An 18,398-nucleotide genomic window follows, 5' to 3' on the forward strand; every position below is an offset into this window, starting at 1 on the left:
TCGACATGGCAGACAACGACCCGACACCCGAGGACTTCCAGGAGTTCCTGCGGCGGATGCTCGCAGGCCAGGGCGGTGACATCGACCCCGAGGCGCTGCGCGGAGCGTTCGAGGGCATGGACGGGCTGGCGCTCGACCCCGCGATGATGCAGACGATCATGTCGCAGCTGCAGGGCGCGTTCGGCGGCGACGCTTGGGACAACGCACTCCGTCAGGCGCTGCACATCGCGAACCGCGACGGGCAGGGAATCACCGACGGTTCGCGTACCTCGCTCGTCGATGCATTCGCCCTGGCCGGGCTCTGGCTCGGCGAGGCGACCACGATCTCCGACCTCGCCCAGGCGCCCGTCGCGATGACCCGCGGCGAATGGGTCGAGAAGACCCTCCCCGTGTGGAAGGAGATCGCCGGTCCCGTCTCGACCAGCATCGCCGATGCGCTCACCAGCGCACTCGACACGCAGGTCCCCGAGGAGATGCGCGACGTCGTGCAGGGGGCGGGCAGGCTCATGCGCGGGCTGGGCGGTTCGGTCTTCGCCGCGCAGTTCGGGCAGGTGCTCGGCAACCTCTCGCTCGAGGTCGTCTCGGGCGGAGACGTCGGCATCCCCGTGCTCCCCGCCGGCACCGCCGCGATCATCCCGCAGAACCTCTCCGCCTTCGGCGAGGGACTGGAGATCCCCGACGACCAGATCGCCCTCTACCTCGCGGCGCGCGAGCTCGCCTACGCCCGCCTGTACCGGCACGCCAAGTGGCTGCACCTGCACGTGATGGCCCAGATCACCGACTTCGCACGCGGGGTGACGGTCGACGTGGACGCACTCGAAGACGTGGCGAGCCGCCTCGATCCCTCCAACCCCGAGGAGCTGCGGGCCGCGATCGAGGGCGGCGCGCTGCTGCCGACGCAGACCGAGGCGCAGCGCGAGGCGCTGACGCGGCTCGAGAACCTCATCGCGACCATCGACGGCTGGGTCGACGTCGTCACGACGCAGGCGACCTCGCGCCTCCCCGACGGGGCACGACTCGCTGAAGCGGCGCGTCGCCGGCGCGCGGTCGGCGGTCCCGCTGAGGATGCGCTCGGCGCCCTGGTGGGACTGAAGCTGCGCCCGCGCCGCATGCGCGAGGCCGCCGCCATGTGGCAGCAGGTCACGGATGCCGTGGGCATCGCCGCCCGAGACGCGCTCTGGGACTACCCCGATCTGATGCCGACCGCCGACGACATCGACGACCCGACGGCTCTCGTCGCCCGCCTGCAGGCGACGGCGCGGGGCGAGCAGCCGGTCGCAGACGAGTTCGACGAGGCGCTGGCTCGCCTGCTCGACGGAGACGACTTCTCGGGAGACTCGGACGGCACCCCGGGCGGAGATTCTTCTGACGGAGACGAGTCGGAAGAGCGCCCGGAGGGTGACCGCCCGGTCTGAACCGCGACTGCTCCTCCCCATCGGAGAGGAGCAGTCGCGTTGTCCACGGATGCCTGTACGCCGCCCCACGGGCGGCGTGGAATGTCCAGAATCGGTGGATGCCTCCGCTCACACCGACGACAGTCACGCGCCTCACGCCCACCCTCCCCCTGCTCTGGCGCGACGACCGTACGCTGCAGCTCGGACTCGGCGGCGATCTGCGCATCGACGCCGAGGGCGAATGGGTCGAGATGCTGTTGTCACGGATGAGCTCCGGCTTCCGCCGGGGCTCCTTCGACGTCATCGCGCACGCCATCGGGGCGCCGCGCGAGGAGGCGCGCGCCCTGCTCGGCCGACTGGAGCACTTCCTCATCGAGGACTCGCCCACACCGCGGGCGGCCTGGGTCGAGCGTCTCGGCGTCACCGATGCGCGCACGGAGCATCGTCTACGGGAGAGCCTCGCCGACGAGGGTGTTCCGGTCGGTGAACACGGTTCCCGGTCCGACGCGGCCGTGGTCCTCCTCGCCGGCAGCGCGGCCGCGCTGCAGCTGGCGCCGTACCTCCGCGACGACGCGACCCACCTGCCCGTCGCCGTCGGCCACGATCAGGTGACGATCGGCCCGATGGTAGTGCCCGGCCACACGCCGTGCCTGACCTGCCGCGACCTCCACGCCAGCGATCTCGACCCGGCGTGGCCCCGGCTGCACACGCAGCTCGTGTCTCGCGACCCCGGGCGGGTTCGCGCCGTGCTCGTCGCGGGTGCCGGAGCGATCGCCGCGCGCCTCCTCGCCGCCACGCCCATGGCGGAGAGCGAGATCGTCACGCTCCGCGCTGACGGCTCCCGCGACTCGCGAGCGGTGACGTTTCACGAAGGATGCCTGTGCCGCGCCCCGTCGTCCCGATCTCGGCCAGGAACCGTGAGGGAGCCCGTTCGCCTCGTCCCGCCGAGCGCGACCACGACAGAGACAGCGTTCGCGCGGCTCGCGTGACCCCGACGTATGCGAGACGACGTTCCTCGTCGATCGATTCGAAGCTCGTCGCGTAGGAGATCGGCAGCGCCCCTTCCGCCCAGCCGGCGAGATGCACGTGCAACCATTCCAGGCCTTTCGCGGCGTGCAGGGTCGACAGCGTGACGGTACGCAGCGTCGGCTCGTGCTGGTCCTTCGCTCTGGCCATGAGGGCGTCACCGAACGAGCGCAGGGTCGCCTCCGGCCCGGCCTCCTCGGCGAGGCGGAGGATCGCGCGTCGCGCCTCCCACCCGTCGCGCTGAGCGCCGCCCGCGGCCGGCGGCTCTTCGGTGAGCCCGAGCTCGCGCAGCACGCGCTGAACCGCGGGGACGAAGCCCTGCTCCACGGGCGCCACGGCCGCGGCCCGAAGAGCGAGGATCGCCTGACGCACTTCCGGCATCGAGAAGAATCGGGTGCCGCCGAGCACCGTGGTCGCGATCCCCTCCGCGGCGAGCGCCTGTTGCAGCGCGGCCGACTGGGCGTGGGCGCGGTAGAGCACCGCGATGTCGGCCGGGGAGATACCCTCGGCGATCTGAGCCGAGACCGCCGCGGCGATGCCCTCCGCCTCATCGCGTTCGCTGTCGTAAGCCGTGACGGTGGGCGGCTCGGTCGCGAACTGCTCGCGGGCGGGAGTGAGTTCCAGCGCTCCCGGGCGCCCCTTCATGAGCGCGTTCGCGGCGGAGAGGATCGGCGCCTGCGAGCGGTAGTTCGTCTCCAGCCGCACCACGGTCGCGTCTGCATGGCGGCGCTCGAATTCGAGCAGGAATCGCTGCTCGGCCCCCGCGAACGAGTAGATGGTCTGACTGGCGTCGCCGACCACGCAGATGTCGTGCCGGTCGCCGACCCAGAGGTCGAGCAGACGGTTCTGCAGAGGCGAGACGTCCTGGTACTCGTCGACCGTGAAGTGGCGGTACTGCTCGTGCACCGACGCCGAGACGCGAGGCTCGGCCTCGAGCATCCCGGCGCATGCCAGCAGCACGTCCTCGAAGTCGAGCTGGTGACGCTCGTCCTTGAGGGCCTCGTATCCGCGCTGGAGCTCGGCGAGTTGGGTCGCGTCGACGCCGGACACCGAACGCCCGAGCGCCGCATGCTGCTCGACGGAGAGCATGGAGACCTTGCGCCACTCGATCTCCGAAGCGATGTCGCGCAGGGTCGCGGTGCTGGGACGCAGACGGATGGCGTCGGCGACCTGTCCCAGCATCCGCACCTTGTTGTCGATGATCGACGGGGCGGGCTGTCCGGCGAGCGTCGGCCAGAAGAAATTGAGCTGCGCGAGGGCGGCGGCGTGGAAGGTGCGGGCGGCGACACCCTCGACCCCGAGCGCACGCAGGCGTCCGCGCAGTTCGCCCGCGGCCTTCGCCGTGAAGGTCACCGCCATGACGCGCGCCGGCGAGTACGCGCCGGTATCGACGCCGTGCGCGATCCGATGGGTGATCACGCGGGTCTTACCGGTGCCGGCGCCCGCCAGCACCGCGACCGGACCGCGGAGCACGGATGCCGCCTGCCGCTGCCGTTCGTCGAGCGCATCGAGAGCGCTCACGCGCCCGCCTCGAGCCAGTCCACGATGAGGGCGCGCGCGATCGATGCGTGACCGGGCAGCCCGACGGGCCCCTCCCCTGCCAGAGACGACGTGATCTCCGCGCGGGTGAACCAGCGCACGTCGATGATCTCCTCGCCGTCGGGGCGGGTATCCGCCTCATCGTCGACGACCGCCCGGAAGCCGACCATCAAGGAGCGCGGGAAAGGCCAGGCCTGCGAAGACACGTAACGCAGCGCGGAGAGACGCACCCCCGATTCCTCGGCGAGCTCGCGATGGACGGTCGACTCGAGCGACTCGCCCGCCTCGACGAAGCCCGCGAAGCACGAGTACATCCGGCCGCCCCAGTTCGCGTTCGCGCCGAGGAGCAGACGTTCGCCGTCGCGGCTCTCGACCGCCACGATCACGGCGGGGTCGGTGCGCGGGAAGTGCTCTCGCCCGCAGACCAGACAGCGACGCGACCATCCCGCCTGACGGATCTCGGTGCCTCCGCCGCAGGTCGAGCAGAACGGCGCGTCTCGCAGCCAGGCGGCGAGCGCCAGCGCCTCGATGAGGATCTCGCTCTCATGCGCCGGGAGCCGCGCTCCGAGATCACGCAGCCCGAACCAGGTCTCGTCGGGGGCCGCATCGATCGATGCGCTCTCGGTCGGGAGCGCCGCCAGCAACAGCGGAGTTCCGGACTCGTCGCGTCCGAGCAGCGCCCACGTGGCATCGACGGGCTCGGTCGGTGCGACCCGGACGAGCAGATCATCGGCCACGCGCACGCGGCCGTCGCGAACGACGATCACCCGTGTCGGCTCTTCTGCGCGCAGACGATCGATGACGCCGGATTCCTCACGGAGCTCGGCCGCGCGATCGAGAGATGGGTGGTGCATGGGTGATCGACTCCCTCTCTCACGGGCGTGGCGGAGGCGGGACCGCCCCTGAGCCGACCTACCCTTAGGGCATGGGACGCTCACCTTTCACTCTAGCCGCGGCCGTGACAGCGGCACTGCCCGGCGCGGAGGTCACGGGAACTCGCACGCTGAGCGCCGACGGTGACGCACGCTTCGATTCCGCCGTCGCCTCGCTGGCCGACGGGCGCGAACTCGCGATCCGCGTCGCCGACGACGACGAGGCCGCGCGCGAGCTCGCCGCAGAATCCCTGGCGCTGCGCGCTCTGACGGCCGGAGCGCGGGCCATCCTCCCGTTCCGCGCGCCCGAGTACGTGGGCGAGACCCGCGTCGGCGATGGTCGCGCGCTCGTCACCGAACTCCTGCCCGGCTTCCAGGTCGAGGCGGCCCACGTACCGGCGGGACGCGGCACGGCGGAGTCGATGGGCGCCGCCATCGCGGCGGTGCACGGCCTGCCCGTCTCGATCGTGCGCAGCGCCGGCCTCGTGTCCCGCTCGGCCGAGGAGAGCCGTGAGGACATCCGGCGCCTGGTCGACGACGCGGCTTCCACCGGCCGCGTCCCCGCCCGGCTGACGGCGCGCTGGCGGGATGCCGTCGCCGACGACGAACTGTGGCGGTTCGAGTCGACCGTCACACTGAACGGCGTGCAGTCGACCTCCTTCCTGCTCGAGGACCACGACGAGCGCGGGCCGCAGGTCACCGGACTGCTGAACTGGCACGGCCTTTCGGTCGGCGACCCGGCCGTCGACCTCGCCTGGTTGTCGGCCGCCCCCGATGCGGCAGCCGACGTGCAGGCCGCGTACGCCCGGTCGTCTGAGCGTTCGCCGGACGGCGCGATCGATGTGCGTGCACGGATGCTCGCCGAGCTCGAGTTCGCGCGCTGGCTGGTGCACGGGGACTCGCTGCACCGGCCCGACATCGTCGACGACGCAGCCGCCCTTCTCGAGGCTCTCGCCGAGGGACTCCGCGCCGATGACCTCGCCGTCGTCGCGGCACGGAACGAGGGCGTCGACTCGGCCCTCGATGCGCTCGACCGCGTTCCCGCGGAGGCCGCCGCGCTGATCGACACCTCGATGCAGACGGATGCCTACAACCCCGATGACCTCTGGGCGCAGGAGTCCGACGAGGAGTCGATCTCGGCTGAGAACACCTCCGAAGCGGCGCGTCGCGCCGCGATGGTCGACGTCGAGACCGAGGACCTCACGGGCGTCGGCGATATCTTCACCGCACCGGCGGATGTCGATGACGATGCGGATGACGACGAACGCGATGACGACGAGGCTCAGCGCGCGGCGCGCGCAGCACTCCAGCGTTGGAAGAGCTCCGACTCGGAGTAGACCCGGTCTCCGCGGATGACGAGGTCGTCGGCGACGTAGTAGAGCGCGACGTCGATCTCGTCGAGCGGCACCCCGAATCGGCGGTGGTAGGCGAGACGGTACAGCGCAAGTTGCAGCATCCGCTCGTCCTGCTCCGCGTCGCCCTTCGGCGGCTTGCCCGTCTTCCAGTCGACGATCTCGATCCTGCCTCCGCGATCGTCGCGGCGGTAGACGGCGTCGAGTTTACAGATCACGATGTGCGCGTCAGCCGGCTCGTCTGCACCTTCGCGCCCGGGCGCTGCGAGCCCGGCGCCGAGCGCGAAGTCGATCTCGATCTCGACCGCGATCGGCTGCAGTGTGCCCCACTCGCTGCGTTCGAACGTCGCCTGCAGGATCGCGAGGTCGGCGGCATCCGCCGCGTCTCCTGGCGCTTCCCCTGATGCCGGTCCGATCTCGGCGCTCACATCGTCTTCGTCGATCTCCCAGAGAGCCTCGTCGACCCGGGCACCGACGCCCACCATCGACGACCGGTGCTCGACCCAGGCATGGAAGAGCGTGCCGAGCCGGGTCTGTCGGTACGGACGTTCCGGCATCGGGCGGATGATCGCCGAGACCGTTCCGCCGTAGTCGGTGACGTAGTCCTTGAAGCGGGAGGCGGGGACGCGCGTCGGCGCCGTCGCATCGATGCCGCGGAGTCGCGCGGCGCGCTCGGCGAGGAGCCGCTCGAGCTCTTCGGCGGGAGCCAGCGTCTCGGGTCGCGCGGCTGCCTCCGTCACCATCTCCGCCGCCGACTCGACGAGCGGACGACGTGCGCCGAGTGGATCGAGCGGCCAGGTGATCGTCGCCCCGGGACCGTCGTACGGGTTCTCGTCGGGATCGACCGGCTCGATGGGCTCGCGATCCAGCACATCGATCGCCTCGAGCAGGAACGGACTCGGCGTGCGCGGAGCCTTCTGCCCCGCCCAGTGCGCGCCGCTGAGGAGCAGGTCTGTGCGCGCCCGCGTGAACGCCACGTACGCGAGCCGTCGCTCCTCCTGCTGCTGATAGGCGCGGTACGCGTCTTTGAAGCGCTTGATCGCCCCGCCCTGGGGATTGGCCTTCGTCGCCCCGCCCGACAGCGACGCCTGGGCGAGGGCCTGGCGCTTCTTCGGGTCGAGCTCGCCGTCGGCCGCGGCGCCGGGATCCCAGTCGAATCGCGGCAGCGCGTCGCGGTCGCCGCGGAGGGCGAACGGCACGACCCCGAAGCCGAACCAGCCCGAGGTGTCGGACACCCGGCTGGGCAACTCGTCGGCGACGAGGCGGACGACCGCCACCGCGTCCCACTCCAGACCCTTCGATCCGTGGATCGTCAACAACTGCACCACGCCCGGCTCAGGGGGCTCCGGCCGGGGCATGAGTTCGTCGGTGCTCTCCGCCTTGTCGAGCCACGCGAGCAGGCTGCCGATCGTGCCGCGGTCGTCGGCGGAGAGAAAGGCGCGCACCTCATCGGAGAACGCGCGGAGTTGCGTCGAGGCGACCCGCGCCGGACCCCGGGTCTCGTTCACCGCCAGTTCGATGTCGAGGCGCAACTCGAGTTCGATCAGGCGCAACAGCTCCGTCAGCGGCTGCGACGACGCACGTCGGAGCCGCTCGAGCATCTCGCCTGCCGCACGGATGCGCGATCGCCCGTCAGGGGTGAATCCCTCCAGCAGGCGGTAGTCGTCGCGCACCGCACGGACCACGTCGACGGCATCGATGATCGACACCGCCTCATCGGCGCCGCGCGACGAACGCAGTCGCACGCGCACCTCTTCGGGAAGCGGCATCATCGAGGTGTCGCGTTCGGCGAGGGTACGGCCGAGATCGTAGAGCGCGGCCATGTCGGGCACCCCGACCCCGAACCGCGGACCCGTGAGCAGGCGGATGAGCGCTGAGCCGGCGGTCGGGTCGTGCACCACGCGCAGGGTCGAGACGACGTCGACCACCTCGGGGGTCGCGAGAAGTCCGCCGAGCCCGAGGATGCGGTGCGGTACTCCCTCTGCGGCGAGCGCGGCGGCGAAGGTCTGCATATGACGTTTGGAGCGGAACAACAGCGCACCGGTGTGCGGGCGCCCGGCGGCGGGCGCATCGTGCGCGGCCCGTCGCTCGACGAACCAGCGAGCGACATCGGCGGCCTCGTCGTCGACCGTGAACGGGAAGCGCAGGTCGACCGTTCCGGTGCCCGCTCCGGGACGCGGTTCGAGCGGGGGTACGTCGAGGCCCGGCCGCTGCAACGGCTCGAGCACGCGGTTGGCGATGTCGAGGATGCCGCGATCGTTGCGCCAGCTGGTCATGAGGCTGTAGGTCTGCGCCTCCTGTTCGCGTGCGAAGGCGCTCGAGAACGCGTACAGGTTGTCGGCGCTCGCCCCGCGCCAGCCGTAGATCGACTGGTGCGGGTCGCCCACCGCCATCACCGCGCTGTCGTGGAACAGTTCGGCGAGGAAGCGGGTCTGGATGACCGAGGTGTCCTGGTACTCGTCGAGCAGCACGACGCGGTGCTGCTCGCGCAGTTCGGCGCGCACGTCGGGAGCCGCTTCGACGATGTCGTAGGCACCACCGACCTGATCGGCGAAGTCGAGCACACCTCGGCGCCCCTTCTCGGCGATGTACTCGCGCACGAGGGCGGCGAGGGTGGGCAGGCTCAGCAGATTCGTCGCCGCCTTCTCGACGTCGCCGTTGCCGCGGTACGGCTCGAACGAATCCGCCGTCTCGCGTGCGATGCGCTCGGCCGCGTCGAGATCGACACGGTGGTCGAGCGCATCCCCCGCAAGACGCTGCACCGCGTCGATCACCGTGCCGAGTGCGTACTCGATCCCCTCGAGCTCCGGGAGGTCGGCGCGCAAGACGACCTCCCGCGCGAGCATCCACGACGCCGCCTGACTCAGCATGGCGACATCGGCGTCACGACCGATCCGGGCGGCATGCTCGCGCACGATGCCGTCGGCGAAGGCGTTGTAGGTCGACACCCGCGGGCGGATCATCAGTTCCTCAGCGGCACGGGGAGCCGTCGGGTCCCAGCCGGTGTCGTAACGATCCGCGAGCTCGTCGAGCACGTGGATCCGCACGAGGTCGCGCTGACGCCCCGCGACCGCCTCCTCGACCCGCCGCAGGGCGTGCGACGCCACGATCTCCGGCACGTGCGGCAGCAGACCGCGCCGACCGAACTCGTCGATCACGGCGAGTCGGTGGCCGATGCGTTCGGCGAGTTCGCCCGCCGCCTTGCGGGTGAAGGTGAGTCCGAGGATCTCGTCGCGCCGCACGTGACCGTTCGCGACGAGCCACACCACGCGACCCGACATCGTCTCGGTCTTGCCGCTGCCCGCTCCCGCGACCACGAGGGCCGGCGAGGGCGGCGCCTCGATCACCCGCTGCTGGGCGGGCGTGGGCGAGGGCTGGCCGAGGGCCGCCGCGACGTCGGTCGCCGACAGGCCGAGGCCGCCACCCCAGCCGGTCACGCGCTCACCGCCGGGACCGTATGGATCCGACAGGGGTGGATGCGGCGCTGCGTGTCGGCGCAGTGCGACTCGACTTGCGCCGTGAAGCTCGAGGCCGACATCCCGCGGGCGGCACCGGCCACGCGCCGCAGGAACGCCTCACGTGCGGTGTCGTCGAGCGTGTGCTGGTGGGCGATGCGGTAGTCGCTCTTGGCGAGGGTCTTCGAGACGATCACGAGACGTGCCCCGGCGAGTGCGTCGGCGGGGGCACCCTCGATCAGCCCCTGCTGGACCGCCACCTGGTAGGCCGCCAGTTGGGCGTGCTCGCGGACTCCCGCATCGGCCTCCGGGTCGGTGCGTCCGGTCTTGAGGTCGACGACCACTGCGCGCTCGCCCTCGCCCGCCGCGGTCATCTCGGTCCATCCTCGCCCTCGTGCCGGGGGGTGCTCCCCCGCCCCCGGCGGGTAGGCCTCGACCCGGTCGATGTACCCGCTCACGATCGCGCGCGCCCCTCTGTCATCGACGTCGATGTCGTGCACGACCGGGAGGCCGTCGTCGTCGGGCAGGGAGACGGCGAAGTCGAACCGCGTCTCGCTGCCGACGACCCGCCCGCCGTCGCGTCGCACGTCGCCGAGATAGGTGTGCAGCCGGTCGACGTAGAGGTCGGCGCGGCGCCGCTCCTTGCGCCCGATCCACTCGGTCTCGAAGTCCAGTTCGGGCCAGTGCTCCGCGACGATCGCCCGCATCTGCTCGAGATCGCCGTCCGGCACCTTCTCCATCGCCTCGTGGATGATCGTGCCGATCCCTGCGGTCGGCGGCATCACGGTGTCACCTCCCAGAGCGGAGACGACCCAGTTCAGGCCGCACTCCTCGTAGGACTCCATTTTCGAGGGCGACACCCGCGCGCCGTCGGCGGCGAGGTCCCGCAGGGGGTGGTCGGTGCTCGGTGGCGTGACGCCGTACCAGTCCCGCGGATCCGCTCCGGCGACGCCCTCGGCAGCGAGAATCGCGAGTTGCTCCGCCGCGACACGACGCGTCTGGTCGGAGGCCGCCGTCGTGAGGCTGCGCCGGTGGCGCGCGACGAGTCCGCGCAGCGTGAGCGGATGTTCGGCCGATGCATGATCCTCCGGAGCGTCGGGCGTCGGCAGGAAAGCGAAGAACGGGCTCGGGCTCTGGTCGTCGTCATCGACCGCGGTCACGAGGAGTCGTGCCCGCGCACGCGAGATGGCCCGGACGAACAGTCGGAGCTCGTCGTGCAGCGCCCCGCGCCGACGATCGAGGATGCCCGGGATCTCGGTGGGGACCCCCGTGCGCATCGACGTCACGGCGTCGGGGAGACGCCACGTCTGCAGCATCCCTCCTCGGAGCCGAAGGTTCGGCCAGACGCCGTCTTGAAGACCGGCCACGACGACCGCGTCGAACTCGGTGCCGAGCGCGGTCGCCGGCGTGAGCAGAGTGACCCGCCCCGGCCGATCGGGGGTCGAGAGCGAGTCCTCGGGAACCTCGCTGTCGAGGATGTCGCGGACGAAGGTCTCGGGGCGCTCGTTCGGTGTGCGCTCGACGAAGCGCTTGGCCGCGTCGAACAGCGATACGAGAGCGTCGAGCGATCGCGCGGTCTCCGCCCCACCGGGCTGAGACGACACCTCCCGCCATGCGATGTGCAGACGTCGGCCGTCGATGGCCCGGGACTGCTCCCAGATCCGCCAGAGCAGATCGTGAACGGTCTCCCCCGATCGCGCGGCGGTCGACACGGCGTCGATCGTCTCGGCGAATCGCCGAGCCGTGCGCGACTCGGGGGCGTCGATGAGCGTGAAGTGCTCGGGGTCGGCCATCGCCAGGCGCAGGAGCTCGCGAGCGGGCGTGGCGCCGCCCTGTTCGAGCTCGAGGTGTCGCAGTCGTGCGCGCAGACGACGCAGCGCGATCGCATCCATGCCGCCGAACGGGGTGCGCAAGGCCTCCTCGAGATCTGCGGAGGTGCGGTCCGCCGTCGGGGTGAGCGCCAGGCGCACGATGCCGACGATGTCACGGACGACGCTCTCACTGCCGAGAGGACGCTGCACGCCCGCGGCACGTGTCGGTATCTCCCGCGCGGCGAGCTCGGTCTCGAGCAGCGTCACCTGACGCGTGTCGTGCGCGATGACGGCCATGCGATCCCACGTGACGCCCTGCATGAGGTGCCATTCGCGCATGACCCCGGCGATGCGATCGAACTCCTCGTGCGGTGACGGGGCGAGGAAGGACGTGACCGCGGCATCCGCCCCCTCTATCGCGCCGGTCTGCGGTGCGCGCCGGTGTTCGACCCGTCCCGAGACTCCGATCGCCTGCGTCACGGTGCGGGTGAGCGCGGTGAGCGCCGGGTGCTGACGGTGGGCGCCGTCGAGCACGTGCACGTCCCCGAGCGCCGAGACGAGATCGGCGAAGAGTTCGGGGCTCGCTCCTCGGAACGCGCCGGAGGAGATGTCGGGATCGCCGAACGCGAGGACGGCCACCCCTCGGGCACGCAGCGCCTGCACGACCGCGACGCCACCGCGGGTCAGCTCCTGCGCGTCGTCGATGAGCACCACGCGCAACGGCGCCAGGGGGCCGAGCGTGCCGGGAGACGCGTCGCGGAGGATCGTGCTCGCCTCGCTGAGCAGGTCTGCCGCATCACGATGCGCCGAGCGCAGCGCATCGAGCACCGACCGGTACTCGACGACGAAGTCGGCGGTGGCCGCCCAGATCGGATCGCCGGATGCCTTGAGTTCGGCCGGGAGCACGCCCAGCTCGGTGCACTCGGCGATGAGGGCGCGCAGTTCGGAACGGAACCCCTTCGACGCGCGCACCGATGCGCTGAGCGCGTCGGGCCATCGAATGCGGTCGTCCTCGGCATCGCCGGCGAGGAGCTCGGCGATGATGCGGTCCTGATCGGCGCCCGTGAGCAGCGCGGGCGGCTCGGCACCCGCGTGCACCATCGCTCCGCGAACGATCTGGAAGGCGAAGGAGCCGAGGGAGCGCGCGAGCGGACCCGGTGTCGCCTGGCGGACGCGCACACCGATGCGGTCGCGGAGCGCCGTCGCCGCCTGCCTGCTCGGGGTGAGGGCCAGCACCTCCTCCGGCCGCAGACCCTCCTGATCGAGCAGCCGACCGATGCGCTCGATCAACGTGCGCGTCTTGCCCGTTCCCGGTCCGCCGATGATGACTCCGGATGCGGTCGCCGCGGCGTCGATCACGGCTCGCTGCGCGGCATCCCCTGTCATGCACTCCACGCTAGCGGCGTGCGCCGACATCGCCTCCCGCGGCGGGTCGGGTGCGTGTGCGCTCAGGGCGAAACCGCTCCCGCGCGCCGATCCGGCGACGCACCTGCGGGGTAGAGTTGGCGCAGACCTCGGACGACGACATCGTCCTGACACTCCAAGGAGTACGCGTGGAAATCCGCATCGGAATCATCAACACCGGCCGCGAGCTGAGCTTCGAGACCGCCACCGCAGCAGAAGAGATCCGCACCCAGGTCGCGGCAGCGCTCGACCAGAGCACCGCGCACCTCAGCTTCACCGACATCAAGGGCAACTCCTACATCGTCCCCACCGCGAACCTCGCCTACATCGAGCTGGGCACCGAGGAGTCGCGCCGGGTCGGCTTCGTCGCCTGATCGCGATGTACATCCTCCTCGCGCTCGTCGCCGCCTGCGCTCTGGGCATCGCCGCGCACTTCCTCATCGACGGCCGCGATCTCCGCGGCGCCGCACTGACCCCGGGCATCGCGACGGTCGTCACCGCCGCGCTCTACACGGGGCTGCAGTGGGCGGGAATCGGTGAGGACAACGTGTGGCTGTGGCTCGCCAGCATCATCGGTGGCGTCCTGGTCGCCGTCATCGCGACGCTCGCTCTGGTCGCGGCCCGGCGTCGCTCGGACGCGGCGAAGTCCGCGGCCCTCGGCATCTGAGCGGAAGGCGCGGCCCGGCGTGAGCGCGCGGCGCCTCCTGTTCTGGATCCGGGTGTGCATCGGCATCCTGATCCTCGGGCTCGTGGTCAGCGGGGTCACCGCGTTCCCCCTCCGCTTGGAACTCGCCCTCGGTTCCGACCTCCTGCATGCGACACCGATAGCCCAGTGGTTGCCGGATGCCGTCGGCTGGGTCGATCGCGTCGCTGATGCCCTCGCGGACGCCGACGTACGCTACCCCTTCATCGCCTACGGCACGGACTGGCTCGCGTACGCCCACCTCGTCATCGCGATCGTGTTCATCGGTCCGCTCGTCGACCCCGTGCGCAACATCTGGGTCACCCAGTTCGGGGTGATCGCGTGCATCGGCATCGTGCCGCTCGCGCTCATCGCGGGCAGCGTCCGCGGCATCCCGCTCGGGTGGCAGCTGATCGACATCTCGTTCGGGGTGATCGGCGCGATCCCCGTCGTGATCGCCTGGCGGCTCACGCGCCGTCTCGAGGCGACGCGCATGCACGAGAGCAGCGCAGAGCTGCAGAGCAGCGCGTCCTAGGCGGGTGCGTCTAGGACGCGAGGCCCATCGCATCCATACGGCGCGCGTGCGCACCCATGAGCTCGGTGTACACCGGCTCGATGCGCTCGTCGTCCGGAGCCACGAAGACCTCGGGCTTCAACGCCGAGCGGCAGACGAGGATCGTGTCGCCGACCAGGCGTCGCGCCCACATCGACAGCAGCGAGCGCCACTCCTCGTCACTCTCGATCGTCTCCTGGATGATCGAGACGATCTCGTGGCGGGCGTCGTCCTCGCGCAGGATCTCGGCGATGCGGCGACCGGTCTCGCCATAGCTCGACGCGAGGGCGAGATAGAAGTCGTCGAGCATCCCGGCCGTGATGTAGACGGCCAGGAGGGTCTCGCGCGGCCGCGCGCCGATCGTCTTGCGGCGGAACGCATCGAGGTTCTCCCGGAACGGGAGCATCAGCTGAGTGGGGTCGTCGCCGCGCTCGGCGATCACCTCGACGATGCCGCGGTGCTTGGTGAGTGCCGCGCCGGCTGCGCGGGAGAGCGCCTCCTTCTCGGCGAGCTCCGGCGTCGCGCGGATGAGACGGGTGAGGGTCTCGAAGTACCCCAGCTGCAGGTAGGCGGCCTGTCCGAGGAAGCGCGGGAGCTCGGGCGCGAGATCGGCGAAGTCGACGCGGGTCGCATCGCCCTGATCGCCCCGGCTGCGCAGGGCGAGCGTGCGTCGCGGCGCGTCGTCGCGCTGCCAGAACCACTTAACCACGAGGTCTCCCTACCGAGTTCGCCACGACGATCACAATACCCGGGGGCGGGGCCCTCCTCGGGTCTTCGAGCCCCCTCCGGTAGGCTGGGCGTGTCCCCGCCGTTGGAGCGGGGCCCGCGCCTGTGGCACAAGAGACGGCGTGGATCGTTAACGTGGCGGTCTCAGCACGACCGCCGGACAGGCAATCTGAATACAGTGACTACTTTCTCCGACCTCGGGATCGATCAGGACATCGTCGACGCACTCGCTGCGAAGGGCATCGTCGACGCGTTCCCCATCCAGGAGCAGACCATCCCCCTCGGCCTCCCGGGCCAGGACATCATCGGCCAGGCGAAGACCGGTACCGGCAAGACCTTCGGTTTCGGCATCCCCGTCGTCCAGCGCCTCGGGCTCGACCCCGAGCACGGGGTGAAGGCACTCATCGTCGTGCCGACCCGCGAGCTCGCGGTGCAGGTCTACGAGGACATCGACCTGCTCACCAGCAACCGCTCGACCAGCGTCGTCGCCATCTACGGCGGCAAGGCGTACGAGGGTCAGATCGACCAGCTCAAGGCCGGAGCGCAGATCGTCGTCGGCACGCCCGGTCGTCTGATCGACCTCGCCGGCCAGCGTCTGCTCGACCTGTCGAACGCGACCGAGGTCGTACTCGACGAAGCCGACAAGATGCTCGACCTCGGCTTCCTCGCCGACATCGAGAAGATCTTCCAGAAGGTGCCGGCCGTGCGCCACACCCAGCTGTTCTCGGCGACGATGCCCGGCCCGATCGTGGCGCTGGCCCGTCGCTTCATGACGAACCCGATCCACATCCGCGCCAACGACCCTGACGAGGGCCTCACGCAGGCGAACATCAAGCACCTCGTCTACCGCGCGCACTCGCTCGACAAGGACGAGGTCATCGCCCGAATCCTGCAGGCCGAGGGCCGCGGCAAGACCGTGATCTTCACCCGCACCAAGCGTGCGGCCCAGCGACTGGTCGACGAGCTGGGCGACCGCGGTTTCAACGTCGGCGGCGTGCACGGCGACATGGGCCAGGATCAGCGCGAGCGCTCGATGGCGGCGTTCAAGGCCGGCAAGAAGGACGTCCTGGTCGCCACCGACGTCGCCGCCCGCGGCATCGACGTGGACGACGTCACCCACGTCATCAACCACACGATCCCGGACGAGGACAAGACGTACCTGCACCGCGCGGGCCGCACGGGCCGCGCGGGCAAGACCGGCATCGCGGTCACGTTCGTCGACTGGGAGGACCTGCACAAGTGGGCGCTGATCAACCGCGCCCTCGAGTTCGGTCAGCCGGAGCCCGTCGAGACGTACTCGTCGAGCCCGCACCTGTACGAGGACCTCGACATCCCCGCCGGCACGAAGGGCCGTCTCGTCTCGGCGCCGAAGGCGGAGTCGACTCGCCCCCCGCGCACCCCGCGCCCCGAGCGCGCTGCGGATGCCGCGGCCGAGGGTACCGACGAGGGCGGCACGCGCCGCCGTCGTCGCCGTCGCGGAGGATCGAACCCCGTCGGTTCGACGTTCACCGAGGGCGCGGCGCCTGCGGCCTCGGGCGAGGGCGACAGCGCCCCCGCCGCCGATCGCAGCGCTGAGGGCGCCGGAACGCACGATGGTGCGGGCAAGGAGCACCACGACGGCAAGCCCGCCCCGGCTCGCCGTCGCCGTCGTCGTCGCGGAGGTTCCGGCGGAGCGGGCGCGGCACCGGTCGCCGGCGCCTGAGTCATTCTCTGAGGAAGGGGCGGATGCTGCGGCATCCGCCCCTTCGTCATTTCTCGGCGCGGACCTGCGTCGGGACCTTCGGCGGATACACCCAGGTCACGAGCACGACCGAGATAATCATGAGCAGGAACCACGACACGAGCTTGCTCGGCGAGACGGGTTGCCAGCCGTCGGCCTGATCCGGGTACGCCCACGCACCGGCGAGGGTGCCGATGTTCTCGGCGAAGTAGATGAACACCGCGACACCGGCGAACGCGAGCAGCAACGGGATTCGCAGCGTGCGTCGCCGGACTCGCGCGTGCATGACCGTCGGAAGCCACAACGCCACGACCGCGATCAGCAGCACCCAGCGTGCATCCCACCAGTAGTGGTGCGTGAAGAAGTTCGCGTAGATCCCCACGGCGACGAGTGCGGTGAGCCAGCGTCGTGGGTAGCGCGTGAATCCGAGGTCGAACAGGCGGTAGACGCGCACCATGTACGAGCCGACCGCGGCGTACATGAAGCCGCTGAACAGCGGCACCCCGCCGATGCGCAGGATGCCGTCGGCGGCATACGCCCACGAACCCACATCGGTCTTGAACAGCTCCATGACCGTGCCGGTGACATGGAAGAGCAGGATGACCCAGAGTTCGCGTCCGCTCTCTAGCCGGAACACCAGCATCGCGACCTGGATGAGCACGGCGGCGATCGTCAGGGCGTCGTTCCGGGCGAGGAGAGCGTCATCGGGGTACCAGAGCCGCGCCGCGACGATCACGACGAGGAGCGCCGCGCCGAAGATGCACGCCCATGCCTGCTTGAGCACGAAGACGGCGAACTCGACGAGGAACGAGCGGATGCCGTTCGCCGGGGCGTCGCGGAGAAGTCGATGAGCGGCCGCGTCGATGCGGCGCTCGAGCGAGGTGGCGCGTTGCATCGGGCGAGCGTATCGACGACGACGGCGAGAGCGCCGGGAGTCGACCGCCAGTATCCCGGGAAGCCCCGTCAGGGGTAGCGCGGTGTGGTACCGGAGGCGCGCGCGATCAGTCGTTCCACCATCTCGTCGCTCGTCGTGTTCTCGCCCGGCCGGTTCGGCTTGCCGCTGCCGTGGTAGTCGCTGGAGCCGGTGACGATGAGGTCTCGGCGAGCGGCGAGGTCACGCAGCAGGGTCTTGCCCGCCTCGGTGTTCTCGCGGTGGTCGATCTCGAAACCGCCGAGCCCCGCATCGATCAGCCGCTCCAGGAACGACATCGGCATCATGCGGTCGCGACCGGAGGTCACCGGGTGGGCGATGATCGCCACTCCCCCGGCATCCGTGATGAGCCGGACGGCGGTGAGCGGATCGGGCGCGTAGTGCGGTTCGTAGTAACCCTCGCGCGGATGCAGGATGCCGTCGAACGCCTCGGTGCGGTCGCGGACGATTCCGCGGGCGACGAGTGCGTCCGCGATGTGCGGTCGGCCGACCGTGGCGTCCGGCGTGGTCTGGGCGAGAACGTCGTCCCAATGCAGGTCGTAGTCGCGGCCGATGCTGCGGACGATCCGCTCGGCCCGGCCGATCCGGTCGCCGCGGATGCGATCCGTCTCCGCCCGCAGGGCCGCGTCGTCCGGATCGAACAGATACCCCAGCACGTGCACACTGCGCCACTCGTGCTTCGCAGACAGTTCCATCCCCGGCAGGAAGGTCATATCCAGCGCCGCCGTCGCCTCGGCCGCTTCCTCCCAGCCGGTCGTGCGGTCGTGGTCGGTGAGCGCGATCGTGCGCAGTCCGTAAGCGTGCGCCTGACGCACGACCTCGGCCGGCGCCTCGGTTCCGTCGGAGTGATTCGAGTGCAGATGCAGGTCGGCGGGACCGACGAATCGACGGGAGTGCTCAGGGGACATCCTCCGAGCGTACCGAGCGCGGCGG

The 18,398-nt window shown here is 70.7% G+C and carries 13 protein-coding genes; 6 read left to right on the forward strand and 7 right to left on the reverse strand.

What is annotated here, in order from left to right; all coding sequences use genetic code 11:
- Positions 1-5 precede the first annotated feature (5 nt).
- Complete coding sequence (locus tag ACIQTT_RS04895; RefSeq protein ID WP_402786800.1) at positions 6-1,415, forward strand: zinc-dependent metalloprotease; 1,410 nt, start codon at positions 6-8, stop codon at positions 1,413-1,415.
- A gap of 798 nt (positions 1,416-2,213) precedes the next feature.
- On the opposite strand, the gene ACIQTT_RS04900 is transcribed toward ACIQTT_RS04895, so the two are convergent.
- Positions 2,214-3,941 carry an ATP-dependent helicase gene (locus tag ACIQTT_RS04900; protein WP_402786803.1) on the reverse strand — a complete coding sequence of 576 codons (1,728 nt, stop codon included), beginning with the start codon at positions 3,939-3,941 and terminating at the stop codon, positions 2,214-2,216.
- Complete coding sequence (gene nudC, locus ACIQTT_RS04905) at positions 3,938-4,813, reverse strand: NAD(+) diphosphatase (RefSeq protein WP_402786805.1); 876 nt, start codon at positions 4,811-4,813, stop codon at positions 3,938-3,940. The genes ACIQTT_RS04900 and nudC overlap by 4 nt, the downstream gene beginning before the upstream one ends.
- 71 nt (positions 4,814-4,884) lie before the next feature.
- On the opposite strand from nudC, the gene ACIQTT_RS04910 reads away from it, so the two are divergent.
- Positions 4,885-6,168: a hypothetical protein gene (locus ACIQTT_RS04910; RefSeq protein ID WP_402786808.1), complete on the forward strand. Its 1,284-nt coding sequence runs from the start codon at positions 4,885-4,887 to the stop codon at positions 6,166-6,168.
- Here ACIQTT_RS04910 and ACIQTT_RS04915 read toward each other — a convergent pair.
- Both ACIQTT_RS04915 and ACIQTT_RS04920 read right to left on the reverse strand, forming a co-directional pair.
- Positions 6,114-9,620, reverse strand: a complete 3,507-nt coding sequence (locus ACIQTT_RS04915) for a UvrD-helicase domain-containing protein (protein ID WP_402786811.1) — start codon at positions 9,618-9,620, stop codon at positions 6,114-6,116. The two genes, ACIQTT_RS04910 and ACIQTT_RS04915, sit on opposite strands and share 55 nt — an antisense overlap.
- Entirely contained in the window at positions 9,617-12,835 is a 3,219-nt protein-coding gene (locus tag ACIQTT_RS04920) for an ATP-dependent helicase (RefSeq protein ID WP_402786814.1), read from the reverse strand. Before ACIQTT_RS04920 ends, ACIQTT_RS04915 begins: the two co-directional genes overlap by 4 nt.
- Before the next feature lie 167 nt (positions 12,836-13,002).
- On the opposite strand from ACIQTT_RS04920, the gene ACIQTT_RS04925 reads away from it, so the two are divergent.
- The 3 genes from ACIQTT_RS04925 to ACIQTT_RS04935 are packed head-to-tail and all read left to right on the forward strand — an operon-like array spanning position 13,003 to position 14,070.
- Positions 13,003-13,227 (forward strand): DUF3107 domain-containing protein, encoded by a 225-nt coding sequence (locus tag ACIQTT_RS04925; protein ID WP_247622931.1) that lies wholly within the window; start codon positions 13,003-13,005, stop codon positions 13,225-13,227.
- 5 nt (positions 13,228-13,232) lie between these two features.
- Positions 13,233-13,520, forward strand: coding sequence for a hypothetical protein (locus ACIQTT_RS04930; protein ID WP_402786819.1), 288 nt, complete (start codon positions 13,233-13,235; stop codon positions 13,518-13,520).
- A 19-nt stretch (positions 13,521-13,539) separates the two neighbouring features.
- Positions 13,540-14,070: a hypothetical protein gene (locus ACIQTT_RS04935; protein WP_402786822.1), complete on the forward strand. Its 531-nt coding sequence runs from the start codon at positions 13,540-13,542 to the stop codon at positions 14,068-14,070.
- Positions 14,071-14,080: 10 nt separating this feature from the next.
- Here ACIQTT_RS04935 and ACIQTT_RS04940 read toward each other — a convergent pair whose 3' ends face one another.
- Complete coding sequence (locus ACIQTT_RS04940; protein ID WP_247622933.1) at positions 14,081-14,797, reverse strand: ferritin-like fold-containing protein; 717 nt, start codon at positions 14,795-14,797, stop codon at positions 14,081-14,083.
- Between the two features lie 195 nt (positions 14,798-14,992).
- On the opposite strand from ACIQTT_RS04940, the gene ACIQTT_RS04945 reads away from it, so the two are divergent.
- Positions 14,993-16,516: a DEAD/DEAH box helicase gene (locus ACIQTT_RS04945; protein ID WP_402786826.1), complete on the forward strand. Its 1,524-nt coding sequence runs from the start codon at positions 14,993-14,995 to the stop codon at positions 16,514-16,516.
- A gap of 46 nt (positions 16,517-16,562) precedes the next feature.
- Here ACIQTT_RS04945 and ACIQTT_RS04950 read toward each other — a convergent pair whose 3' ends face one another.
- On the reverse strand, positions 16,563-17,429 hold the full coding sequence (locus ACIQTT_RS04950) for a DUF817 domain-containing protein (RefSeq protein ID WP_402786829.1): 867 nt from the start codon (positions 17,427-17,429) through the stop codon (positions 16,563-16,565).
- Positions 17,430-17,497: 68 nt separating this feature from the next.
- Complete coding sequence (locus ACIQTT_RS04955) at positions 17,498-18,373, reverse strand: PHP domain-containing protein (RefSeq protein ID WP_402786832.1); 876 nt, start codon at positions 18,371-18,373, stop codon at positions 17,498-17,500.
- Positions 18,374-18,398: the final 25 nt, after the last annotated feature.

Source organism: Microbacterium sp. NPDC090225, assembly GCF_044772365.1.
Taxonomy (GTDB): domain Bacteria; phylum Actinomycetota; class Actinomycetes; order Actinomycetales; family Microbacteriaceae; genus Microbacterium.